The sequence below is a fragment of the Corynebacterium comes genome (assembly GCF_009734405.1).
GTDB classification, from domain to species: domain Bacteria; phylum Actinomycetota; class Actinomycetes; order Mycobacteriales; family Mycobacteriaceae; genus Corynebacterium; species Corynebacterium comes.
Genome location: NZ_CP046453.1, coordinates 388,512 through 409,080, shown reverse-complemented (window position 1 = coordinate 409,080; position 20,569 = coordinate 388,512). Strand labels below are relative to the sequence as shown.

Annotated in this window: 21 protein-coding genes and 1 riboswitch; of the genes, 4 read left to right on the top strand and 17 right to left on the bottom strand. The window is 67.9% G+C overall.

Annotated features, from left to right (window positions below; translation table 11 throughout):
- Positions 1 to 6 precede the first annotated feature (6 nt).
- The gene (gene menE / locus CETAM_RS01990) at positions 7 to 1,134 is read left to right on the top strand and encodes an o-succinylbenzoate--CoA ligase (protein WP_156226841.1); all 1,128 of its coding nucleotides are present in this window, start codon (positions 7 to 9) and stop codon (positions 1,132 to 1,134) included.
- Here the strand turns inward: menE and CETAM_RS01985 are convergent.
- On the bottom strand, positions 1,131 to 1,997 hold the full coding sequence (locus CETAM_RS01985; RefSeq protein WP_156226840.1) for a glycosyltransferase: 867 nt from the start codon (positions 1,995 to 1,997) through the stop codon (positions 1,131 to 1,133). The genes menE and CETAM_RS01985 overlap by 4 nt on opposite strands.
- A gap of 152 nt (positions 1,998 to 2,149) precedes the next feature.
- On the opposite strand from CETAM_RS01985, the gene CETAM_RS01980 reads away from it, so the two are divergent.
- Both CETAM_RS01980 and CETAM_RS01975 read left to right on the top strand, forming a co-directional pair.
- Positions 2,150 to 3,055: a 1,4-dihydroxy-2-naphthoate polyprenyltransferase gene (locus CETAM_RS01980; RefSeq protein WP_156226839.1), complete on the top strand. Its 906-nt coding sequence runs from the start codon at positions 2,150 to 2,152 to the stop codon at positions 3,053 to 3,055.
- Positions 3,056 to 3,991: an AEC family transporter gene (locus CETAM_RS01975; protein ID WP_156226838.1), complete on the top strand. Its 936-nt coding sequence runs from the start codon at positions 3,056 to 3,058 to the stop codon at positions 3,989 to 3,991.
- Here CETAM_RS01975 and CETAM_RS01970 read toward each other — a convergent pair.
- Positions 3,988 to 4,308: a DUF4229 domain-containing protein gene (locus tag CETAM_RS01970; RefSeq protein ID WP_156229328.1), complete on the bottom strand. Its 321-nt coding sequence runs from the start codon at positions 4,306 to 4,308 to the stop codon at positions 3,988 to 3,990. The genes CETAM_RS01975 and CETAM_RS01970 overlap by 4 nt on opposite strands.
- A gap of 68 nt (positions 4,309 to 4,376) precedes the next feature.
- Between CETAM_RS01970 and CETAM_RS01965 the strand changes: the two genes are divergently transcribed.
- On the top strand, positions 4,377 to 4,682 hold the full coding sequence (locus tag CETAM_RS01965; protein WP_156226837.1) for a hypothetical protein: 306 nt from the start codon (positions 4,377 to 4,379) through the stop codon (positions 4,680 to 4,682).
- A gap of 20 nt (positions 4,683 to 4,702) precedes the next feature.
- On the opposite strand, the gene CETAM_RS01960 is transcribed toward CETAM_RS01965, so the two are convergent.
- From CETAM_RS01960 to CETAM_RS01890, 15 genes are all read right to left on the bottom strand, one after another.
- Positions 4,703 to 4,972 (bottom strand): helix-turn-helix domain-containing protein, encoded by a 270-nt coding sequence (locus CETAM_RS01960; protein WP_156226836.1) that lies wholly within the window; start codon positions 4,970 to 4,972, stop codon positions 4,703 to 4,705.
- A gap of 56 nt (positions 4,973 to 5,028) precedes the next feature.
- Positions 5,029 to 6,036 carry a c-type cytochrome biogenesis protein CcsB gene (gene ccsB / locus CETAM_RS01955; RefSeq protein WP_156226835.1) on the bottom strand — a complete coding sequence of 336 codons (1,008 nt, stop codon included), beginning with the start codon at positions 6,034 to 6,036 and terminating at the stop codon, positions 5,029 to 5,031.
- Positions 6,037 to 6,139: 103 nt separating this feature from the next.
- Positions 6,140 to 7,747: a cytochrome c biogenesis protein ResB gene (locus tag CETAM_RS01950; protein ID WP_156229327.1), complete on the bottom strand. Its 1,608-nt coding sequence runs from the start codon at positions 7,745 to 7,747 to the stop codon at positions 6,140 to 6,142.
- Between the two features lie 87 nt (positions 7,748 to 7,834).
- Positions 7,835 to 8,629: a cytochrome c biogenesis CcdA family protein gene (locus CETAM_RS01945; protein ID WP_156226834.1), complete on the bottom strand. Its 795-nt coding sequence runs from the start codon at positions 8,627 to 8,629 to the stop codon at positions 7,835 to 7,837.
- Entirely contained in the window at positions 8,626 to 9,225 is a 600-nt protein-coding gene (locus CETAM_RS01940) for a TlpA family protein disulfide reductase (RefSeq protein WP_156226833.1), read from the bottom strand. The genes CETAM_RS01945 and CETAM_RS01940 overlap by 4 nt, the downstream gene beginning before the upstream one ends.
- Position 9,226: 1 nt before the next feature.
- Entirely contained in the window at positions 9,227 to 9,829 is a 603-nt protein-coding gene (locus CETAM_RS01935) for a histidine phosphatase family protein (RefSeq protein WP_156226832.1), read from the bottom strand.
- Positions 9,830 to 9,838: 9 nt separating this feature from the next.
- Entirely contained in the window at positions 9,839 to 11,146 is a 1,308-nt protein-coding gene (gene hemL, locus CETAM_RS01930; RefSeq protein ID WP_231587550.1) for a glutamate-1-semialdehyde 2,1-aminomutase, read from the bottom strand.
- A gap of 49 nt (positions 11,147 to 11,195) precedes the next feature.
- The gene (locus tag CETAM_RS01925) at positions 11,196 to 11,510 is read right to left on the bottom strand and encodes a DMT family transporter (protein WP_156226831.1); all 315 of its coding nucleotides are present in this window, start codon (positions 11,508 to 11,510) and stop codon (positions 11,196 to 11,198) included.
- 12 nt (positions 11,511 to 11,522) lie between these two features.
- Positions 11,523 to 11,588, bottom strand: a riboswitch (guanidine-III (ykkC-III) riboswitch).
- Positions 11,589 to 11,597: 9 nt separating this feature from the next.
- Positions 11,598 to 13,013, bottom strand: a complete 1,416-nt coding sequence (locus CETAM_RS01920; protein ID WP_156226830.1) for a protoporphyrinogen oxidase — start codon at positions 13,011 to 13,013, stop codon at positions 11,598 to 11,600.
- Between the two features lie 2 nt (positions 13,014 to 13,015).
- Positions 13,016 to 14,074 (bottom strand): uroporphyrinogen decarboxylase, encoded by a 1,059-nt coding sequence (gene hemE, locus CETAM_RS01915; protein ID WP_156226829.1) that lies wholly within the window; start codon positions 14,072 to 14,074, stop codon positions 13,016 to 13,018.
- A 64-nt stretch (positions 14,075 to 14,138) separates the two neighbouring features.
- The gene (locus CETAM_RS01910; protein WP_156226828.1) at positions 14,139 to 14,771 is read right to left on the bottom strand and encodes a DUF305 domain-containing protein; all 633 of its coding nucleotides are present in this window, start codon (positions 14,769 to 14,771) and stop codon (positions 14,139 to 14,141) included.
- 63 nt (positions 14,772 to 14,834) lie between these two features.
- Complete coding sequence (locus tag CETAM_RS01905) at positions 14,835 to 17,015, bottom strand: heavy metal translocating P-type ATPase (RefSeq protein WP_156226827.1); 2,181 nt, start codon at positions 17,013 to 17,015, stop codon at positions 14,835 to 14,837.
- A 33-nt stretch (positions 17,016 to 17,048) separates the two neighbouring features.
- Positions 17,049 to 17,372 carry a heavy-metal-associated domain-containing protein gene (locus tag CETAM_RS01900; RefSeq protein ID WP_156226826.1) on the bottom strand — a complete coding sequence of 108 codons (324 nt, stop codon included), beginning with the start codon at positions 17,370 to 17,372 and terminating at the stop codon, positions 17,049 to 17,051.
- A gap of 113 nt (positions 17,373 to 17,485) precedes the next feature.
- Positions 17,486 to 20,056: a heavy metal translocating P-type ATPase gene (locus tag CETAM_RS01895; protein ID WP_156226825.1), complete on the bottom strand. Its 2,571-nt coding sequence runs from the start codon at positions 20,054 to 20,056 to the stop codon at positions 17,486 to 17,488.
- 10 nt (positions 20,057 to 20,066) lie between these two features.
- Complete coding sequence (locus CETAM_RS01890) at positions 20,067 to 20,567, bottom strand: hypothetical protein (RefSeq protein ID WP_156226824.1); 501 nt, start codon at positions 20,565 to 20,567, stop codon at positions 20,067 to 20,069.
- Positions 20,568 to 20,569: the final 2 nt, after the last annotated feature.

Genomic DNA, 20,569 nt, shown 5'->3' with positions numbered 1-20,569 from the left:
GCACTCATGAGCCACAACCTCGAGCCGTTGGCCGTCGACGCCCACGACCCCACCACGATCCTGGCCGACCTCGAGGCCGCCATCGCCGGGCAGCGCACCCTGCTCCCGGTCCCCGCGCAGGACAGCGCACGCACCACGCTCCTGATCACCTCCCAGCGCGCCGGGCGACCCATCGACGAGGACATCGCCCTCGTGGTGGCCACCTCCGGTTCGACCGGCACGCCGAAGGGCGCCCAGCTCACCGCCGCCAACCTGGTCTCCAGTGCGGACGCCACGCACCAGTTCCTCGGCGGCGAAGGCCAGTGGCTGCTGGCCCTGCCCGCACACCACATCGCCGGCCTGCAGGTGCTCGTCCGCTCGCTGATCGCCGGCATCGATCCGCACTTCCTGGACCTCTCGCAGGGCTTCCGGACCAGCGACTTCGCCCGCGCAGCCCGCAACCTCGCCCGTGCCGGCGGAAGCATCTACACCTCGCTCACCCCGATGCAGCTGGCCAAGCTGATGGACACGCTCGTGGGCATCGAGGCACTGCAGCTCTTCGACGCCATCCTCGTCGGTGGCGCCGCCCTCAACCCGCAGCTGGCCAGGTCCGCCGAAGAACTGCGCATCACGGTGGTCCCCACCTACGGCTCCTCGGAGACCGCCGGCGGCTGCGTCTACGACGGACGCCCCATCCCCGGCGCGAAAGTCCGGCTCCGGGAGGGCCGCATCCACCTCGGTGGGCCGATGATCGCCCACGGCTACCGCAACCACCCCGGCCACGAGGCCTTCGCCCAGCCCGGCTGGTTCGCCACCTCCGACGCCGGACTCATCGACGCCGGCCGACTCACCGTCACCGGCCGCCTCGACGCCATCATCGATTCCGGCGGCCTGAAGCTGCAGCCCGAGATCCTCGAGCAGGCGATGCTCGCGGTCGACGGCGTGACCGGGGCCTGCGTGGTGGGTGTCCCCCACCCGCGGCTCGGCCAGGCGATCGTCGCCGCCTACACCGGCGCCGCCTCCCCCGGCGAGGTCATCGCAGGGCTCGACCACCTGCCGAGGTGGCAGCTGCCGAAGGAACTCAGGCGCCTCGACGAACTCCCGCTCACGGGGCCGGGGAAGGTCGACCGGCGGGGCGTCGAAAAGCTCTTCTAGTCCTCGCTGCGGCTGGCTGCGACGAGCTCGGCCACATCCTCGTCGTGGTACACGCGCGCTATCTGCTCGTCGTTGCCGCCCATGAGGGTGTTGCCGATGACCAGAGCACCCCCCTGGGTCGACGGCACCACCGCGAAGTTGCGGGGGCTGGCGTACACCTGGCGGACCGGGTGGCCGGAGCGCAGCGCGCAGGCGTGGAGCCAGACGTCATCGGCGCGCGGAGTGAGCTCCATGAACACATCGCCCTGCTCCACGACGTAGGCGATGAACGACGCCGGATACAGCACGCCCGAGACCCCGGTGGCGAAGTGAAGGTAGCTGGCACGGCAGGTGTCGGCTGCGGTCCACTTGACGTAGGGCAGCAGCTTGTCGTCCCGAAGCTCGATGCGGTGGGCGCGGTAGGCGATGACGGCGTCGTCGCGCAGATCGCCGACGAAAAGCAGGCGTTCCAGGAACCACTCAGGGTAGATCATGTCGTCGTCCACGGTGGCCACCCGAACACCGGTGCCGACGACCTCGCGGAACTGGCCCCAGTACTTCGTGTGCGGACCGTAGAGGCCGTCAGAGCAACGGACCTGCAGGCCCCGGCCCACCAGACGACGCAACGTCTTCGGCCACTCGGAGTCATAGTCCTTCTTGTCCAGCCACAGCACCACCGGGGCCTTCACATGGCCGCGCACGATCGACTCCAGGGTGTAGTGCACCCGGTTGAGCCTCTCCCCGTGGGAGGTCAGGGAGATGATCACGGGACCCTCCCCGGGGAACCGCGTGCGGGAGAACCGGTTGTTCCACGCCAACGGAATCATCCGGAAGAGGGTGAAGAAGAAGCTGACCGCCTGGCCGAGCACATAAGGGATCCACATAACCCGTCCAACACTACGTTTCTTCCACCCCTCCCGCCGGACAACCCTGTCACCAGGCGCTTTCCCCGCCGGAGTGTTACTTCTCCGACATAGGCGACGGACTTCCCGCCCCGGCCCGGCGCTGAACCGACCGATGGAGGACAATAGTGGCCATGTCCGTTGATCATCACACCTACTCAGCCACGCCTCGGGACTGGTGGCAGGCGGCACGCCCGCACACCTGGCCCAACGCCTTCGCCCCCGTCATCGTCGGTTCCGGTGCCGCCGCCTACGCCGGCGGCTTCTCCTGGTGGCGGGCGCTGCTCGCGTTGGTGGTGGCGTGGGCCCTGATCATCGGGGTGAACTACGCCAACGACTACTCCGACGGCATCCGCGGCACCGACGAGGACCGCACCGGCCCGACGCGCCTCACCGGTGGCCGCCTGGCGAAGCCCGCGCACGTCAAGCTCGCCGCCTTCCTCGCCTTCGGTGCGGCGGCGGTGGCCGGCATTGCGGTGTCACTGGCCAGCGCCTGGTGGCTGATCCTGGTCGGCGCGATCGCGATCGCCGGCGCCTGGTTCTACACCGGCGGCAGGAACCCCTACGGCTACCGGGGGCTCGGGGAGGTGGCCGTGTTCATCTTCTTCGGGCTCGTCGCCGTCCTGGGCACCGAATTCACCCAGGCCGGCGCAGTGAGCTGGATCGGCCTGGGCTGCGCCGTGGCCATCGGCGCGATCTCCGCCTCCGTGAACCTGGCCAACAACCTCCGTGACATCCCCTCCGACACCGCCGCCGGCAAAATCACCCTCGCCGTACGCCTCGGCGACCGCAACACCCGCTACGCCTACACCGCCCTGGCGTCCACACCCTTCGTCCTGTCGCTGATCATGGCGGCCGAGCTCCTGCCGCTCGTCCTGGCCATCCTGGCGCTGCCCCTGGCGCTCAGCGGCATCCTCGTGGCCCTGCGCGGAGCCACCGGCCCCGCGCTGATCCCCCTGATCAAATCCACCGGCCAGGCCATGCTGATGTGGGCAGTGATCACCGGCATCGTCCTGTTCCTGAACTCCCCGGCCCTGTAGATGCAGGGAGTCATCACCGGCTTCGCCATCATCCTGGCGGTCATCGCCGTCGGCGTGATCCTCTCGCGCACCGGAGTGATCAAGGAGGACCGCGAACGCCTCGTGCTCAACCGCGTCGCGTTCTACGCCGCCTCCCCCGCCCTGCTGTTCACCGCGGTGGCCCGGTCCGATGCACAGACGTTGTTCTCGCCGGTGATCGTGGTCATCTTCTTTGCGACGCTCGCCACCGCCGCCGCCTACATCCTCGCCTCGGCCGTGTTCTTCCGGCAGGACATCGCCACGACGACGATGGGGGCGGCGTCGGCAAGCTACTTCAACTCCGTCAACATCGGCCTGCCCGTCAGCGTCTACGTCCTCGGCGAAGCGACCTACGTCGTGCCGGTGCTCGTGCTGCAGATGGTCGTGTTCACGCCGTTCATCCTGGCCGGGCTCGGTGCCGACAGCGCCAGCGAGCGCTCGCGATTCGCGCAGATCGGTGATTCGGTGCGCACGGCCGTGCTCTCCCCCGTCGTCATCGGCTCCGTGCTGGGCCTGGTCGTGGCGGTCATCGGCCTGCAGATCCCCGACCCTGTCATGCGTCCGCTGGAAATCCTGGGCGGTGCGTCGATTCCGATGATCCTCATCAGCTTCGGTGCGTCACTGCGCAACACCGCCCCGCTGGCGACCCCGGCCGACCGCCCGGGCACGATCGTCGCCACCGCCCTGAAGCTGGTGGGCATGCCTCTCATCGCGTGGCTCATCGCGCTGGCGATGGGACTCACGGAGGAGCAGCTCTACGCCGCCGTCATCCTCGCCGCACTACCCGCGGCGCAGAACGTCTACAACTTCGCCGCCTCGTACCAGCGCGGCATGATCATCGCCCGTGACACCGTCTTCCTCACCACTTTCGGGGCACTCCCGGTGATGCTGGGCATCGCGCTGCTGTTCGACCGTTAGCGGCTCTCCAGCTCCCGCTTGACCCATTCCTTGCGGGCCTTGCGCTGGGCATTCCACGCCGCCACCGAACGGTTCGCCTCCAGGCGCATCCCCTTGAACACGAGCATCGACAGCGGGAACGCCACGATCAGGGCGAGGAGGGCCGACATGACCAGGGGGACGGGGGCGTCGATGAGCACGGCGAATAGCTGGATGACGACGGTCAGCACAACGAACAGTCCGAGACGCGCACCTCCGTACTTCAGGAGCGAGACGTTCGCCCGGCGGCGGACCTGTGGATCAAGCTCCGGCGGTGCGTCGGAAGGGTGCGGGGACATCGAGTCAGGTGCAGTCACATACTGCAGCCTACTAGGGCCCGTAAGCTGAACAGGAAGAAGGAGGAACCATGGGACGTCTATTGCTCGTACTGCTCATCATTGTCGCCATTGTGCTGCTGTGGAAGGCCTTCGGGCCCTCATCCTGGAAGCGTAACCAGATCAAGGCCCCCCATACGCAGGCCATCAAGGGACCGGACGACGACGAGGAATTCCTCTGGACTCTGGAGAAGAACCGCTTCAAGGAGCGCCGCGCCCGCGAAACCGCCGAGCGGGAGGAAGAGGAACGCCGTAAGCGTGCCGAGGAACGCCACCGAAAACCCGATGAAGAACCCGGGCAGGAGCTCGACCAGGAGTCCGAAGACACGGACAAGTGAGGGTGCCCCCGGGAGGGGGTCTACCCGGGCTCGTGCCCGTCGGGCTCGAAACTCATGTGCAGGCCCAGGGCGTGTGCCACGGCGGCCACCTTCTCCCAGCGGACGCCGGTGCCGCCGTGTTCGATGGTGTGCAGGGTGGAGCGGGAGACCCCGGCCCTGTCGGCGATGTCCGACTGCAGCGCCCCGAGGTCGCGGCGACGCTGCGCCAGCTGTTCACCGAGGGCGAGCAGGACCGGGTCATCGCCGGCGGGTTTGCCGGTCTTCTTCCTGGGTGCTGATGTGCCAGTCACAGTCTCACTCCCTGTTCAGCGTTGAGCATTCTGGCTCTGAGTGTAACCCGGAAACCCTAGTTCAGACCCGCATATGAATGAAGCCCGGAGACCACCATGTTGATGAAGAAGAGGTTGAAGATCATGGTGGCCAGCGCGAGAATATTGATCCACGCCGCCTTGTGGTCACGCCAACCGGCGGTGGCGCGGGCGTGCAGGTAGGCGGCGTAGAGGACCCAGGAGATCAGCGACACGGTTTCCTTGGGATCCCAGCCCCAGAAACGACCCCATGCGGCCTCCGCCCAGATGGCTCCGAGGACGATGCCCAGGCCCAGGATCGGCAGGGTGAGGATCGCGGACTTGTAGGCCAGGGCGTCGAGCTTCTTGGCACTGGGCAGCGGCTTGGCAAGGGCACCGAAAAAGCCGTGCTCCCTGCCCTGGGGCTGCCAGATGCGCAGCAGGTAGAGCAGGGAGGCGATGCCGGAGATCATGCCGATGGCCGCGCCGATGGAGATGGTGGACACGTGGATCGGCAGCCAATAGGACTGCAGCGCCGGGACGACGGGGGCGGAGTCCGCGTAGAGCTTGGTTCCACCGAAGAAGAGCAACGTGAGAACCGGGACGAGCAGCCAGGGCCACACGATGCGCCATTCCTTGCGCTGGATGACGACGGCCGCCACAAGCATGGTGAAGGCGCTGATGACCAGGACGTACTCGTAGAGGTTGCCGAAGGGGAACCGCTCCGTGGCCAGGCCGCGCAGCACGGCGGAGGCGACGTGGACGATGATGCCCAGCCACACCAGTGACTGGGTCATCCCGCCGAATTTGTTGGCGCCGGCCTCGAGCTTCTCGATCTCCGCGGGCGTGGGCGCCCAGGCATCCGTCTCCGTCACCACATCGGCACCGCCGTCCCCGACCGCGACGAGTGCCTTCTCCTCCACGCGGGCGAGTGCACGTCGGGCGTCGATGACGCTCTGCATCCGGACGTAGTACACGAGCGCGAGCAGCAGTGCCAGGAGGTAAATGGCGAACGCCGACTGGAATGCGACGTCCGAGAAGCTGGAGAGAGTCTGATTGACAGGCATGTATGGGGACACCCTCAAAGGTCGAAGATCGGGAGTGGTACTCCAGTGACGCTACCCCACCTGAGCGGGCATATCCAACAGTCGAACGACGTTTTCTCCTACTTTAGGTGGACACCTTGAGGGCGTCTGCGGGGACGAGCTCGTCGTCGTCGATGTCGTCCTGATCAGGCAGACCGAGGAGCTCCCGGTGGATCTGGTCGAACTCCGGACCCCAGCCCGCGCGGTCCGTGCGGGCGAGGCCACCGAGCTCGACGTGGGTGCGGCCGTCGGCAAGCGGGGTGAGGCGCACCCAGATACGGCGACGCTTGATCAGCAGGGAGCCGACGAGGGCGGCGAGCATGATCACGGTGGTCGCCAGGACCCACGGCTGGAAGGGGTCACGCGAGATCTGGTAGTTCGCGAATTCGCTGGCGCCGTCGAAGGTGACGGTGGTGCCGTCGTCGAGGGTGACGGTCTCGCCCTGCAGCAGGTTGACCCTCTCGATCTTCTGCAACTGGCCCGAGTGCAGCAGCGCGGTGTCCAGGCTGAACAGCGACTGGGCGCGGCCGGTGTCCAGGCCCGCGTCGCCACGGTAGATGTCGATGGCCACCGCCGGATCATTCATCGCCGGGAACTTCGAGGTCAGCAGCTCACCGTTCTCGCCGGACCACTCCGCGGTGGGGGCGAACAGCCCCTGGATGGCGATCTGGTTCTGACGGCGCTCAAACAGGTCGGGGTACATCCCGGCGGGCGGATCGAAGCGCATGACTCCGGAGGACAGGAAGAACGTCGGGTCGTCCGGACGCCACTGGATGGTCTGGGTGCGGGACTCGCCGTCGGGCCAGGTGACCGTGAAGGTAGGTGCGAAACCGTGGCCCTGGAGGTAGACGCGGTCACCCTCGACGCGCAGCGGGTGGTTGACCTTGAGCTCGTAGTCTGTCCACTCCCCCTTCGGCAGGTTGATGTCATCGCCGACGGCGTAGGAGATGTTCGAGGTGAACATCTCGGCCTGGCCGTTGGGCAGGTAATCGGCGGCGAAGTCGTGGGCGTCGAAGCAGAAGGTGGTCAGACCCGTGCCGTCGAAGAGCGGGCCGGCCCGGAAGGAGTCGTAGTTGGCCGTCGAGGTGTTGCAGAACTCGGTGTTCTGGTCGATCGGCGGGGTGTCGTAATTGCCGGACTCGGTGACCACGATGACGTGGCCCTCGTAGTAGACCATCCGGCCGAGGGCGATGGTGGCGATCATCCCGACGAGGCCCAGGTGGAAGAGCAGGTTGGCCAGCTCCCGGGTGTAACCCCGCTCGGCGGCCAGGGAGAACCTGCCTGCGCGATCCTCGGAGGCCTTGTACTCGGCGACCTTCCAGCGCTTGAGCAGGCGTCGGGCGTCGGCGGTCACGTCCGCCATGGGCTTGTCGACCTCGCCTTCCGCGTGCAGCGGCAGCCGCGCCAGATTCCTCGGCGCCCGGGTCGGCGGGGTCTTCCCCGCGAGGTAGTGGTCCCAGGAGCGCGGCAGGATGCAGCCGATCAGGGAGATCGTCAACAACGTCAGGATGGCGAGGAACCAGGTGGACTCGAAGACGTCGAAAAGCTGCAGCGTGTCGTAGATCTCGGCGAGACGGCCGTTGTTGGCGATGTACTCGTTGACGTTGTCCTGGTTGAGGCTGCGCTGCGGTAGCAACGCACCCGGGATCGCGGCGATGGCCAGCACAAACAGCAGCACCAGGGCGGTGCGCATGCTGGTCAGCCAGTGCCAGGCCTTCTTGAGGTACGTCACGACGATGCGCAATTCCACTCCTGTTTCGGACAGTTGCTTGAGAGGGGTCTAGATGAAGGTGGCGCCGTACTCGACGGTCCACTGGCGCACGAAGTTGATGAAGTGCGCCCATGCACCGGTGAGTAGTGCGACACCGACGGCGATCATGAGGGCGCCACCGATCATCTGGATTCTGCGGGAATGATTCCGCAGCCAGCTGAAGGTGCGCATGGCCCGTGCCGAGCCCAGAGCGATGAAGAGGAACGGCAGGCCCAGGCCGAGACAGTAGGCGATGATGAGCAGGACACCGCGGGCCGCGGTCATGCCCTCCGTCCCCGCGGAGACGGAGATGATCGCCGCCAGTGTCGGCCCCAGGCACGGAGTCCAACCGAGCGCGAACACGCCACCGAGCAACGGCGCGCCGAGCCAGGTCGTCCAGCGCTTCGGCGCCAGGCGGGTATCCCTCTGCAGGGCCGGAACCATGCCCATGAACACCAGGCCCATGAGGATGGTGACCACCCCGCCGATGCGCATGAGGGTCTCCGCATTGAGGGTGAGCATGCTGATCGCCCCGAACACCGTGACGGTGGCCAGCACGAACACGATGGTGAAGCCCAGGACGAACAGCAACGCGGCGCCGGCGACGGCCCACTGGCGCTTCTTGGTCACCACGGCACCGTGCTCCGCGTCGGGACGGACCTCGCCGCCGACGACACCGGCCAGATACGACATGTAGCCGGGCACCAGCGGGACCACGCACGGGGAGGCGAAACTCACCAGCCCGGCGGCGGCGGCGGCCAACAGGGCGAACATCAACGGCCCGGAGGCGGCCATGTCGGCGAAGAGCTGTCCGACGTCGGTCATGCCTCCGCCTCAGCCAGCGGCAGGGCGACGTCCAGGATGTCCTGTTCGCTCACCTCACGCAGGAACACCGCGGCCGGGCGGTGTTCCTTGTCCAGGACGATCGTGGTCGGGATGACAGAGGTGGGTACGCCGCCGAGGGCGGCGGCGGTGCGGAACGGCGGATCATAGATCGACGGGTAGGTCACCCCGTTGTCGGTGACGAAGTCCTGCGCGATGGTCTGGTTGTAGTCGCGGACGTTGATGCCCAGGACAGTGCCGCCCAGTGGCTCCAGGGCCTCCTGGACGTTCTGCAGATCATCCACTTCGGCGCGGCACGGGGCACACCACTGACCCCAGGCATTGAGCACGACAACCTCACCCGCATAGTCGTCGAGGTTGATGGTCTCGCCCTCCGCCATGAGGGATTCGCCGCCGAGATCAGGCAGCGGGGCGCGCTCGTCCTCTTCGTAGAAGATCTCCGTCTGCCCACCGGGAGAGTGGAACTGGAAGGTGCCGCCGACGGCGACGGCATTCTTCGCGGCGTCGGAGTCCGTGCCGCAGGCGGTGAGGGTCAGGGCGGTGGCAGCGATCAGGGCTGCGACGGCGCGCGAGCGCATGTCAGATGTCCTTAGCGGGAGTCGAGTAGAAGATGTCGGAGATGCCCCGGCCCTCGAAGACGAGTGAGGTGACGGACGCGATGTCACACTGGCGGCTGGCGTGCGCGAGCGGCAGTTCCAGCACGGAGCGCTGCACCATGACGATCGGCAGCTGGTGGCTGACGAGGATCGCCTCGTGGCCCTCCGCCTTCTGGCGTGCCTTCTCCACCGCACCCATCATCCGCTCGGCGATGTCCACGTAGGCCTCGCCCCAGCTCGGCTCGAAGGGGTTGGCCATGAGCGGCCAGCGGACCGGGTTCCACAGCTGGGAACGCCAGCCCTTGGTGCGCAGCCCCTCGAAGCGGTTGCCCGCCTCGACGATCTCCGGCACTGTCTCCACGTCCACGCCGGTGACCTCGGCAAAAGGCTGGGCGGTCTCCTGGACCCGCTGGAGCGGGGAGGCCCCGAGGTAGGTGACGTCATGGCCCTCGAAGGAGCGTGCCACGCGGGCGGCCTGCGAGCGGCCGCGGGAGGACAGGTGGTATCCGGGGATGGTGCCGTAGAGGATGCGTTCCGGGTTGTGGACCTCGCCGTGACGGACGAGGTGGACGATCGTGTGCGTCATGCCTGTTCCTTATGCGGTTGCTGCTGCCGCCGCCCGAGCGGCGGGGACGAGTGCTTCCTCGATCCGGGAGAAATCTTCGTCCGTCAGGGCCGTGGACACAAACCAGGTCTCGTAGACGCTCGGCGGCGCATACACCCCGTGATCGAGCAGAGCATGGAAGAACGCCGGGAAACGGAAGGTGTCCGCCGCCTTCATGTCGGCGAAGTTGTGGCCCTCCCCCTCCGCGAAACGCACGGAGAACATCGTGGCTGCGCGCTGAATGTGGTGGGCCACGCCCTCCCGGGTCAGCGCCTCGGAGATCAGCCCCGACAGGCGGTCGGCGTGGGCGTTGAGTGTGGGGTAGATGTCCTCGGAGGCCAGGCGCAGGGAGGCCATGCCGGCGGCCATCGCCACGGGGTTACCGGACAGGGTGCCTGCCTGGTAGACGGGGCCCGAGGGCGCCAGGTACTCCATGATGTCGGAGCGCCCACCGAAGGCGGCGGCCGGCAGACCACCGGAGACGACCTTGCCGAAGGTGGTCAGGTCGCCCGCCACCCCGTCGACGCCGTACCAGCCCGACCAGGAGGTACGGAAACCGGTCATGACCTCGTCCATGATCAGCAGCGCGCCGTCGGCGTGGGCGATCTCCCGGAGGGCGGCGTTGAAGCCCTCGCGCGGGGCGACGGTGCCCATGTTGCCGGCGGCGGCCTCGGTGATGATGCAGGCGATCTCGCCCGGATGTTCCGCGAAGGCCTGCTTCACGGCGTCGAGGTCGTTGTAGGGCACGACGATGGTGTCGGCCGCCGACGCCCCGGTCACGCCCGGGGAGTCGGGGAGCCCGAACGTGGCGACGCCCGAGCCGGCCGAGGCCAGCAGCGCATCCACGTGCCCGTGGTAGCAGCCGTCGAACTTGAGGATCTTCGACCGGCCGGTGAAGCCCCGCGCCAGACGCACGGCAGACATGGTGGCCTCGGTGCCCGAGTTGACCAGGCGGACCTCCTCCACGGAGGTGCGGTCGACGATCATCTGGGCGAGTTCGATCTCCGCCAGCGTCGGCGCACCGAAGGACAGTCCCTTGAGGGTGGCCGAGCGCACTGCCTCGACGATCTCCGGGTGGGCGTTGCCGTTGAGCATGGGACCCCAGGAACAGACGAGATCGACGTACTCGTTGCCGTCCACGTCCACCAGGGTGGAACCGTGGGCCGAATCGATGAAACGGGCCTGGCCGCCCACGGAACCGAAAGCCCGGACCGGAGAGTTCACTCCACCGGGGATGAGGGTGCGGGCACGATCGTGCAGTTTCGCGGACTGCTGGGTACGGGCAGACGTCAGACTCATGCCGACCATCATACGGACGGGGTCAACCGGGGTTGAACTTTCCCCCCGCTCAGTTGACTACCTTGAGGCCGATGATTCCGCCCACGATCATCAGGAGGAACAGCACCTTCGCCACGGAAACCGCCTCCTGGCCGGTGGCGAAGGAGTAGAGGATCGTGGCCGCCACCCCGATGCCCACCCACACCGCATAGGCGGTGCCGACGGGCAGCTCACGCAACGCGATCGCCAGGCCGCCCATCGAGACGATCAGCGCCGCGAAGAAGACCACCGTCGGCCACAGTCGGGTGAAGCCGGCCGACCTGTCGAGGGCGATGGCCCACACAGCCTCGAAGGCGCCGGAGAGGACGAGAATGACCCAGGACATGAAAAACCCTTCACTGGCCGTCTTGTCGCAACACCGGGTACGGCTCCCTCGTCCGGGCCCGGGGCACACCCGGGCTCTTGAAGTCGCCTACCCTAGCCGAATCAGGCGTGCGACAGCCTCGCGGGCGTCACTGATGACGGCCGGGACGCCGACGCCTCCCGCCCAGGCGCCGGCGACCTCGAGTCCGTGGACGTCGTCGATGCCGGCACGGACCTTGTCGACGGTCGCGAGGTGCGCGGCGTCGTAACGCGGCAGGCCACCGAACCACCGCTGGACGTAGATCTCCGCCAGGCCGGCCTCGCGGCCGTCGAAGCCGGTGATACGGGCCAGATCATCGAGCGCCGTGTCCACGAGCAGGTCCTCCTCGGCGCGGACGATGGCGTCGTCGCCGAAGCGGCCGAAACTCGCGCGCACGAGAGCCCCACCCCGCTCACCGAGGTGCGGCCACTTCTTCGAGGAGAAGGTGAATGCCTTGGTCTGCACGTCGGGCTCACTGATGGCGACGAGCACGCCGGAGTTGTCGGGGAGACCGGCATCGGAGTCGAACTTCATGCCGACGACCGCACTCGACGCCAGCTTCACGGATTTCAGCGCCTCGGAGGCCTCGGGGGCGATCGACTTCAGCAGTGCCGCGGTGGTCGGCGCGGGAGTGGCCAGGATGAGGCGATCATAGGCCCCGTCGACGTTCACCCCGGGTCCTGAGATGTGGAACCCACGCAGATCACGCGTGACGGCGGCGACGAAGGCGTCGAGATGGATGTCGGCCCCCGACTTCTCCGCGAGCGCCTCGTAGGCGGTGGCGTAACCGCCCCGGAAGCCGGCGAACACCGGGACAGGGGCGGCGCCGGGGTCGCGCGGGGGGCGACGGGACTCGCAGCGCTTCACCGCGGCAGACAGGGTGACCTTCTCCCCCGCCTCCGCCAGCGCGTCGAGTGCCTCCGCCAACTGCGGGACCGTGGCGCGGACACCCAGATCATCCGCCGAACACGAGTACACCCCACCCAGCAGGGAGGACACGATACGGTCGACCACCTCGGCGCCGTAACGCTCACGCACGAGCTCCCCGACGCTGACGTCCCCGCCGACCTGCCAGTCGATGGGGTCGGCGTCGCCCTCGGCGTCGATACGCGCCGCCGTCTCGGTGGAGACGAGGTGGGCGACCGGTGCGGAGTGCGACGGAATGCCCATGACACCACCTGCGGGCAGATTCTTCAGCTCCCCGCCGGTGTAGACCAGGGAACTGGCGGCGGAGGGGCGGACCAGTTCATCGGCCAGGCCGAGCTCAACGAAGAACTCGGTGGCGTCGGAACGCAGCGCCAGGTAGGCCTCCGCCCCCATGTCGGTGGGGCCGGATTCGAAGGCCACGGTGAACAACTTGCCCCCGATGCGGTCCTCCGCCTCGAAAACGTGGATGACGGCCTCGGGGTCCGCCTTGTGGATCTCATAGGCGCTGGTCAGACCAGCCAGGCCGGCGCCGATGATGGCGTAGCGGGTGGGGGCCACGCTCAGTTCTCCTCGTGGATGATGGCGACGGCCTCGGTGATGGCCTCCGCCGGAGTGTTCGGCAGCACGCCGTGGCCCAGGTTGAAGATGTGGCCCGTGGCGTGGCCCGCCTCGATGGCGCGCGCGGCCTCGGCCCTGATCCTGGCGACCTCGGAGACGATGGCGTCGCGGCCGGCGAAGAGGATGGCGGGGTCAAGGTTGCCCTGGAGCACCTTCGGCCCGGAGACGGCGTGGATGCGCTCGGCGGCGACGTCGAGCGGCACGCGCCAGTCCACGCCCATGACCTCGGAGCCGGCCTCGCTCATGGCGCCGAGCAGCTCACCGGTGCCCACGCCGAAGTGGATGCGGGGGATCTCGCCCTGGATCTCCTCGAGGATGCGCACGGAGTAGGGCAGGACGTGCTCCCGGTAGTCACGCTCGGTGAGGAAACCTGCCCAGGAGTCGAAGAGCTGCATGGCGTCGATCCCGGCGTCGATCTGCAGACGCAGGAAGCGGCTGATCGTCGGGGTGAGGCGCTCCATGAGTGCGTGCCAGGTGGCCGGCTCCGCGTGGATCATGGCCTTGGTCTTCTCATGGTTCTTGCTCGGGCCGCCCTCGACCAGGTAGCTGGCCAGGGTGAAGGGGGCGCCGACGAAGCCGATGAGGGCCTGGGAGTCGGTGAGCTCGTCGAGGATGATCCCGATGCCCTCGGCCACCTCCGGGACGTCCGCCTCCAGGATGGGCAGGTTGTCGATGTCGGCGCGGGTGGTCAGCGCCTTGTCCATCACGGGGCCACGGCCGGGGACGATCTCCACGCCCACGCCGGCGGCACGCAGCGGCACGACGATGTCGGAGAACAGGATCGCTGCGTCGACGTCGTGGCGGCGCACCGGCTGCATGGTGATCTCCGCGAGCAGCTCCGGCATGAAGCAGGAGTCCAGCATCGACACTCCCGCCCGGGCCTCACGGTATTCGGGCAGGGAACGACCTGCCTGGCGCATGAACCACACCGGGGTGCGTTCAGGGGTACGGCCGGCGGCGGCGGCGAGGAGCGGGGAGTCAGGAATGCTACGGCGAGTCATGCCCCCCATTGTTGCCGACCGGCGGGCGGAAAACGAACCGCCGACCCGCCCGACGGGAAAAGAACTAACCGTTGTCGAGCATCTGCTCCATTTCCGCGATCTCCGCCTCCTGATCCGCGATGACCTGCTCCGCCAGCCCCACCGCCTGCGGGTTCACGCCGTCAGCGACCTGTGCGCGGGCCATCTCGACCGCGCCTTCGTGGTGGGCGATCATCTGCTCGAGGTAAAGCCGGGCACCCTCCGGCCCGGCGGCGGCATCGAGCGCGGCGAGGTCCTCCCCGGTCATCATCCCGGCCATGTCACCGTGGTCCATGTCGGGCAGAGAGCCCCCGGTCACCGGCGCCTCACCCCAGGCCTCCAGCATCGCGTTCATCCGGTCGATCTCCGGCCCCTGGGCGGCGATGACGCGCTGTGCCAGCCCGGCCACATCCGCAGGCACGCCCTCCTTGGCGAGGAGGATCTCGCTCATGTCCACGGCCTGGACGTGGTGCGGGATCATCGCCTGCGCGAACATGATGTCGGCGTCGTTGTGGTCGGCCGCCACTTCACCGTCGGCCGCGGAGGTTGCCGTGGTGGAGGTGGCGACAGTGGTCGTGCCCGGGGTGGTTTCTGCCGCGTCGTCTGTTCCGGAGGTGCACGCGGACAGGGCGAGGGCAGCAGTGAGGGTGAGGGCGGAGAAGGCGAGGGTGCGCTTCATGGTGAAACCTTTCGGGTTGAGGGGTGATGTTGAGGGGTGGGATCGTGGTTCAGAGGGTGGGGGTCAGGCGGTGACCTTCTCCCTGTCCCTCTCCGCCACTCCCGGAGCCAGCCGCCCCGGATCAAGGTCGAGGCGACGCAGCAGCTGGGCATTGAGCGCCACGATGATGGTCGACAGGGACATCAGGATCGCGCCGACGGCCGGGGACAGTACGACGCCGATCGGTGCGAGGACACCCGCAGCCAATGGCACGGCGACGATGTTGTAACCGGACGCCCATACGAGGTTCTGGACCATTTTGCGGTAGCTGGCCCGCGACAGCTCGATCATGGACAGGACGGAACGTGGATCATCGCTGGCCAGGACCACACCGGCCGATTCCATGGCGACGTCCGTACCCGCACCGATGGCGATGCCCACCTCGGCGCGGGCCAGTGCCGGGGCGTCGTTGACGCCGTCGCCGACCATGGCCACGGTCAACCCGCGCTCCTGCAGTTCGGCGACCTTCGAGTCCTTGTCCTGCGGCAGAACCTCGGAGAAGACCTCGTCGATGCCCAGGTCAGCACCGACGGCCCGGGCGACCTGGTCGGCATCGCCGGTGATCATCGCGACCCGGATTCCGCGCTCCTGCAGAGCCCTGACGGCGGCGCGCGACTCGGGACGGACGTGATCCTCCACCGCGATGGCACCGATGACGGCGCCGTCCTGCACGACATGGAGTACGCCCGCCCCGCGCCGCATCCATTCCCCGGTGCTGTCCGCCAGTCCCTCCGGGGGCGTGAGCTGCAGCGCCCGCAACATGTTCGGCCCGCCCACGAGAATCTCCGAGCCTTCGACCTCGGCGCTGATGCCCCGACCTGCGGCCGACGCGAATCCGGAACCGTTCAGCCCCAGACCGGTGGCCTCGGTGTTCCCGGCGGCCGCCGCGACGATCGCGCGTGCCACGGGGTGCTCACTGGCGGACTCGGCCGCCGCGGCAAGTGCCAGCAGCCGACCCTCGGAGATGCCCGTCGCCGGGGCTGCGGCAATGCCGGTGACGGCATGCGCACCCTCGGTCAGGGTTCCTGTCTTGTCGAAGAGAACGACGTCGATGGTCCGCATCCGCTCCAGCGCCATCCGGTCTTTGATCAGCACACCGGACTTCGCCGCACGCTCAGTGGATATGGCGATGACCAGCGGGATAGCCAGGCCGAGCGCGTGTGGGCAGGCGATGACCAGGACAGTGACCGTGCGGGTGACCACGTCATTCGGGCTGCCGACGCCGGCCCACACCACCGCGGTGATGATCGCGGTGATGAGCGCGAACCAGAACAGCAGCGCCGCGGCCCGGTCCGCCAGGGCCTGGGCCCGGGAGGATGAAGCCTGTGCGTCGGCGACCATGCGTTGAATGCCGGCCAGCGCGGTATCCTCGCCGACCGCCTCGACCCGGACGCGGACCGGGTTGTCGGTGGCCACGGTGCCTGCGACGACATGGTCACCCTCACCGCGGAGCACGGGGCGGGATTCGCCGGTGATCATGGCCTCATCAAACTCGGCCGCGCCGGAGACGACGGTGCCGTCGGCGGGCACTCTGGCACCGGAGCGCACCAGGACCACGTCCCCTGCCGCCAGCTCGGAGACGGAGACCGTTTCCAGGCCGCCGTCAACCACCCGCTCGGCGTCGTCGGGAAGCAGCTCCGCGAGCGCGTCGAGGGCGGACGATGCCGCGCCCAGGGCGCGCATCTCCATCCAGTGGCCCAGCAACATGATGGTCACCAGCAGCGCCAGCTCCCACCAGAAGTCAAGGTCGAAGTTGCCGATGCCCAGCGTGGTCACCCAGGAGGCGACGAACGCCACGGTGATGGCCATGGCGATCAGCAGCATCATGCCGGGCCGGCGTTCCTTGATTTCACGGACGCCACCCCTGAGGAAGGGCGAACCGCCGTAGAGGAAGATGACCGTGCCCAGGATCGGGGAGATCCAGGTGGATCCCGGGAATTCGGGCAGGTGGTAGCCGAGCAGGTGGGCGACCATCGGGCTGAAGAAGACCACCGGGACGCTCAGAACCAACGACCACCAGAACTTGCTGCGGAACATCGCCACGCTGTGGCCCGCGTGCTCGCCGTGCCCGTGAACCTGGTGATCGTCCACGTCGCCGGAATGGCCGGCATGGTCGGCATGGCCGGAATGGCCGCTTTCCTCGGCCCGGTGCTCATTGTGCCCGTGCTGTTCGGCGTGACCGTGGTCGTGCGGGGTCGAGCTCATGGATGCCTTCTTCCTGTTCGACGGGACTTCAGATCAGGCGGTGACGGGGTATCCGGCCATCGAGAGAGCCTGGCGGACGTCCTCCGGGGATGCGCCACCGGTGACGGTGAGGGTGGAGACCCCGCCGCGGACGAGGTCGACATGGACGTCTTTGACGCCGCTGAGCTTCTGGACGGCCTCGGTTACGCGGCGCACGCACCCGCCGCAGGTCATCCCGGCCACCTGGTAGATCTCGGATCCGGCGGTGGCGGCACGGTCAGGGACATCCGCCGCGGGGGAGCTGCCACAGCCGCAGCCGCAGCCACTGGATGGGCGGGAGTCGGTGAGGGGGAGCTGGTTGAGGGTGCGATGTGCCATGGGTCGTCGTTCTCTGTCTCTTCGAATTTGCCTTATACCAGCCAGGCTATACCCCTACAGGGTATTCTACAAGCGTTTATTCCAGGCCTTTTCCGGGCCTCGGCTCGCCCGGCTCAACGACGGAAGGTTCGTGCGGAGTTGGAGCGGGCCTCGATCAGCAACGAGGAACCCAGCATGAGGACCGTCGCCGCCATGGGGTGCAGGACACCCGCCACCGAGGCGAGCAGGGCCACGGCGTTGTAACCCCACGCGAAGATGATGTTCCGGTCGATGATGCGGCACACCCGGCGCGACTGGGCGATCAGCTGCGGGATGGCGGAGACGTCACGCCGCAGGACGATGATGTCGACGCCGTCGTGGCCCGAGAGGGTGATGTGATCGGTCTCGTCGTCGTCCCCCATGAGGATGCCGATGTCCGCGACCCGCAGTGTGGGCAGCACCGAGGAGTCGCCCACCATTCCCACTGTCGCGCCCTGGGTGTGGACGGCACGTACGGTGTGTGGCTTCTTCGACGGTGAGATTCCTGCCAGCACCTGCGAGATGCCGATGCGGTCGGCGTACCTGCGTGCCACGGGGTAGGTGTCCCGGGTCAGCATCACCGTCTCGATGCCCATGTTCTCCAGTTGTTCGACGGCCTCCTGGGCATCATCCTTGACGGAGTCGTGCAGGGAGATCACTCCCCTGTCCTTGCCTTTCCACCGCACGATCAGAGGGGTGCCGCCGGAGACGACCGCCGCGGCGAGCCTGCCTCCCAGGTCGGACATGGTGCGGGGGCGCCACAGCAGGGCCTCAACCTGGGTACTGGTCACGGTGCCGTCGGAGGCGACACCGGGGAGCTCCACCAGCCCACTGAAGTTACCCTCCCCGTCGATCTCTGCGTGGGCGACGTCGATCCAGTGCGGGATGTCCGCGCCGCCCGCGCCGGTGTCACGCGCCTCGCGGGCGGCGCGGACCAGTGCCTGGGACACCGGATGGTCCGATTCCAGTGCCAACGCACCGGCGATGCGCAGGACGAGTTCGGGGTTCTCGCCACGTGCGGCGGTGACGGTTTCCACCACCATGTCGGTGCCGGCGAGCGTGCCCACCCGGTTGAAGACCACCGTGTCGATCATCTCCGTACGACGGATCGTCGCGCCGTCGCGGATGAGGATGCCGTTGCGCACCGCCGCCTCAATGCCGTGCCGGATCGCCAGCGCGGGAGACAGCGCCAGTGCCACGGGGGCGACACTCGCCAGCACCGCCAGCGCCGTGGCGAAGGCCGCGTTGAAGTTCCCCGCGATGAGAGCCCACAGCGCGAAGTCGAGCGCTGCCAGACCGAAGGCCGCGGGGATGAGCATCGCGGCGGTGCGGGTGGACAGCAGCGTGGAGCGGTGCTGCTTGATGCTCGCGTCATTGACCCAGCGATGGACCGCCGCCAGGCGGGTGCGGTGGCCGGTGTGCACGACGCGCACCTTGATGCGCCCATTCAGGTTCCGCGATCCCGCATAGACGTAGGATTTGACCTTCACCTGTTCCAGGTCGCGCCCGCCCGTGTTGATCAGTCCCCGGCTGATGGTGCATGATCCACCGACGACTGCGCCGTCCACGGGGATCAGCTCACCGGCGTTGATGATGATGTCATCGCCGACGTTGACCTCCTGCAGGGGGAGCTTCTCGACGCCCCCTCCCGTCCTGTGCCGCGGCACCACCTCCACCGGATGCTGCGGGCCGGGGCGGCGCGCATCCATCTCCTCGAGGAGGCTGACACGCGTGCGCATGGTGAGGAGTCTGCCGGCGAGCAGCAGCACGGTCATGCCGCACGCCACGTCCAGGAAGAGCTCTCCCTCGGAGATTCTTTGGTGCTGGAACGCGAACCACTTCGGCTGGGACTGCCAGCCCAGGTCACCGGCGGCAGTGAACAGCAGCATCACGACGGACCAGATCGTCGCCGCGATGATCGCCACGGAACTGGCCGCGTCCAGCGCAGTCAGACCCCGGCGGGCCCCACCGACCATCGCGCGGTGGAAGGGCCAGGCGCCCCACGTGACCACCGGCAGCGCCAGACCCAGGGTCAGCCACTGCCACCCCTCGAACTGCAGCGCCTGGAAGTAGGACATGAGCAGCACCGGCACCGCCAGGAGCACGCACACCAGGAGACGGGTCGGGGTGAGCAGGTCCCGGGCCGTGAACAGCAGATCCTTGGGTTGGGCGCTCTCCACCAGCCGGAGTCTGTCCTCCTGATTCCCCAGGAAACCCGCCCGGCGGGCCCGTTCCAGATTACGTTCCTCCTCCTCCAGGTGACGTCGGTACTTCCACGGCAGGCGCCGCCGCCGGCGGAGGGGGCGCTCCGTCGGGTCGGGATGCATGTAACGACGCCGCAGGGAGGAGTCGGTGAGGGTCGCCCTGACGTTGAAACCCTCGATCACCGCTGCGAGGTCATCGGGATCCACGGTGTCGGGGGCGGTGATCCAGGCCGTGGCCTTGGGGAAGACGATGCGGGCACGCACACCGGGGACGGCCTCGAGTGCCGCCTCGATGACGGCGACGTCCGGAGCGCTGGTCAGTCCCACCAGTTCGAAGGCGTACGAGGCTTTCGGGCGGTCCGCGTCAATCTGGAGTTCCCCGGAATCGAGATCGAAACCCACCGCCCGGGCCGCAGCCCGCGCATCGTCGAGAGCCGACGCCACCTGATCGATTCGGTCCATAGACCGAAGACTAGTCCTCCCGGCTGCTCATCCGCCGTATGTACTCGTTGGCATCGGGCCGGAAGAGCATCACGGCAGCCACCCCCAGCAGAACAACGATGAGAACCATGGCGAACCCACCCACCTGGATGGCGAATGCTGCGGTATTGAAGAACACCGCCAGGGCGAAGACGGCGGCCAGCACGCGCCGCGAGATCCTGCCGCCGACCTTCAGCTGCGCAGCCAGGGCTGCGATCACCAGGCCGGCGATGATGTTGAACGCGCCGATGAAGCGGACATTGCGCCCGAAGGCCTGGATCATGTCCGCGGACGCCCCGGAGTCACCGGCGACATCCTGGGTGAGCACGACCAGACCGGTGAAGACCATGAAGATCGCCGCCGCCACGCTGACGTAGTAGCCCCAGCGCAGCGAGTTGGGCCAGGTGTCCCCGTCTTTTCCGGGGGACTGCTTCCGGGGACCACGGTTGGGGTCATCCGGCGAGGCGTACATCCCGGGGAACATGCTGGGCACGG

Bases quoted from the DNA above. Each gene is read 5' to 3' on its own strand.
- CETAM_RS01895 (WP_156226825.1), bottom strand. From the start codon at position 20,056: ATGGACCGAATCGATCAGGTGGCGTCGGCTCTCGACGATGCGCGGGCT.
- CETAM_RS01900 (WP_156226826.1), bottom strand. From the start codon at position 17,372: ATGGCACATCGCACCCTCAACCAGCTCCCCCTCACCGACTCCCGCCCA.
- CETAM_RS01970 (WP_156229328.1), bottom strand. From the start codon at position 4,308: ATGTCCCCGCACCCTTCCGACGCACCGCCGGAGCTTGATCCACAGGTC.
- CETAM_RS01950 (WP_156229327.1), bottom strand. From the start codon at position 7,747: ATGCGCACCGCCCTGGTGCTGCTGTTTGTGCTGGCCATCGCCGCGATC.
- CETAM_RS01975 (WP_156226838.1), top strand. From the start codon at position 3,056: ATGCAGGGAGTCATCACCGGCTTCGCCATCATCCTGGCGGTCATCGCC.
- CETAM_RS01980 (WP_156226839.1), top strand. From the start codon at position 2,150: ATGTCCGTTGATCATCACACCTACTCAGCCACGCCTCGGGACTGGTGG.
- menE (WP_156226841.1), top strand. From the start codon at position 7: ATGAGCCACAACCTCGAGCCGTTGGCCGTCGACGCCCACGACCCCACC.
- CETAM_RS01910 (WP_156226828.1), bottom strand. From the start codon at position 14,771: ATGAAGCGCACCCTCGCCTTCTCCGCCCTCACCCTCACTGCTGCCCTC.
- CETAM_RS01905 (WP_156226827.1), bottom strand. From the start codon at position 17,015: ATGAGCTCGACCCCGCACGACCACGGTCACGCCGAACAGCACGGGCAC.
- CETAM_RS01935 (WP_156226832.1), bottom strand. From the start codon at position 9,829: ATGACGCACACGATCGTCCACCTCGTCCGTCACGGCGAGGTCCACAAC.
- CETAM_RS01945 (WP_156226834.1), bottom strand. From the start codon at position 8,629: ATGACCGACGTCGGACAGCTCTTCGCCGACATGGCCGCCTCCGGGCCG.
- ccsB (WP_156226835.1), bottom strand. From the start codon at position 6,036: ATGCCTGTCAATCAGACTCTCTCCAGCTTCTCGGACGTCGCATTCCAG.
- CETAM_RS01925 (WP_156226831.1), bottom strand. From the start codon at position 11,510: ATGTCCTGGGTCATTCTCGTCCTCTCCGGCGCCTTCGAGGCTGTGTGG.
- hemL (WP_231587550.1), bottom strand. From the start codon at position 11,146: ATGAGTCTGACGTCTGCCCGTACCCAGCAGTCCGCGAAACTGCACGAT.
- CETAM_RS01985 (WP_156226840.1), bottom strand. From the start codon at position 1,997: ATGTGGATCCCTTATGTGCTCGGCCAGGCGGTCAGCTTCTTCTTCACC.
- hemE (WP_156226829.1), bottom strand. From the start codon at position 14,074: ATGACTCGCCGTAGCATTCCTGACTCCCCGCTCCTCGCCGCCGCCGCC.
- CETAM_RS01965 (WP_156226837.1), top strand. From the start codon at position 4,377: ATGGGACGTCTATTGCTCGTACTGCTCATCATTGTCGCCATTGTGCTG.
- CETAM_RS01940 (WP_156226833.1), bottom strand. From the start codon at position 9,225: ATGCGCTCGCGCGCCGTCGCAGCCCTGATCGCTGCCACCGCCCTGACC.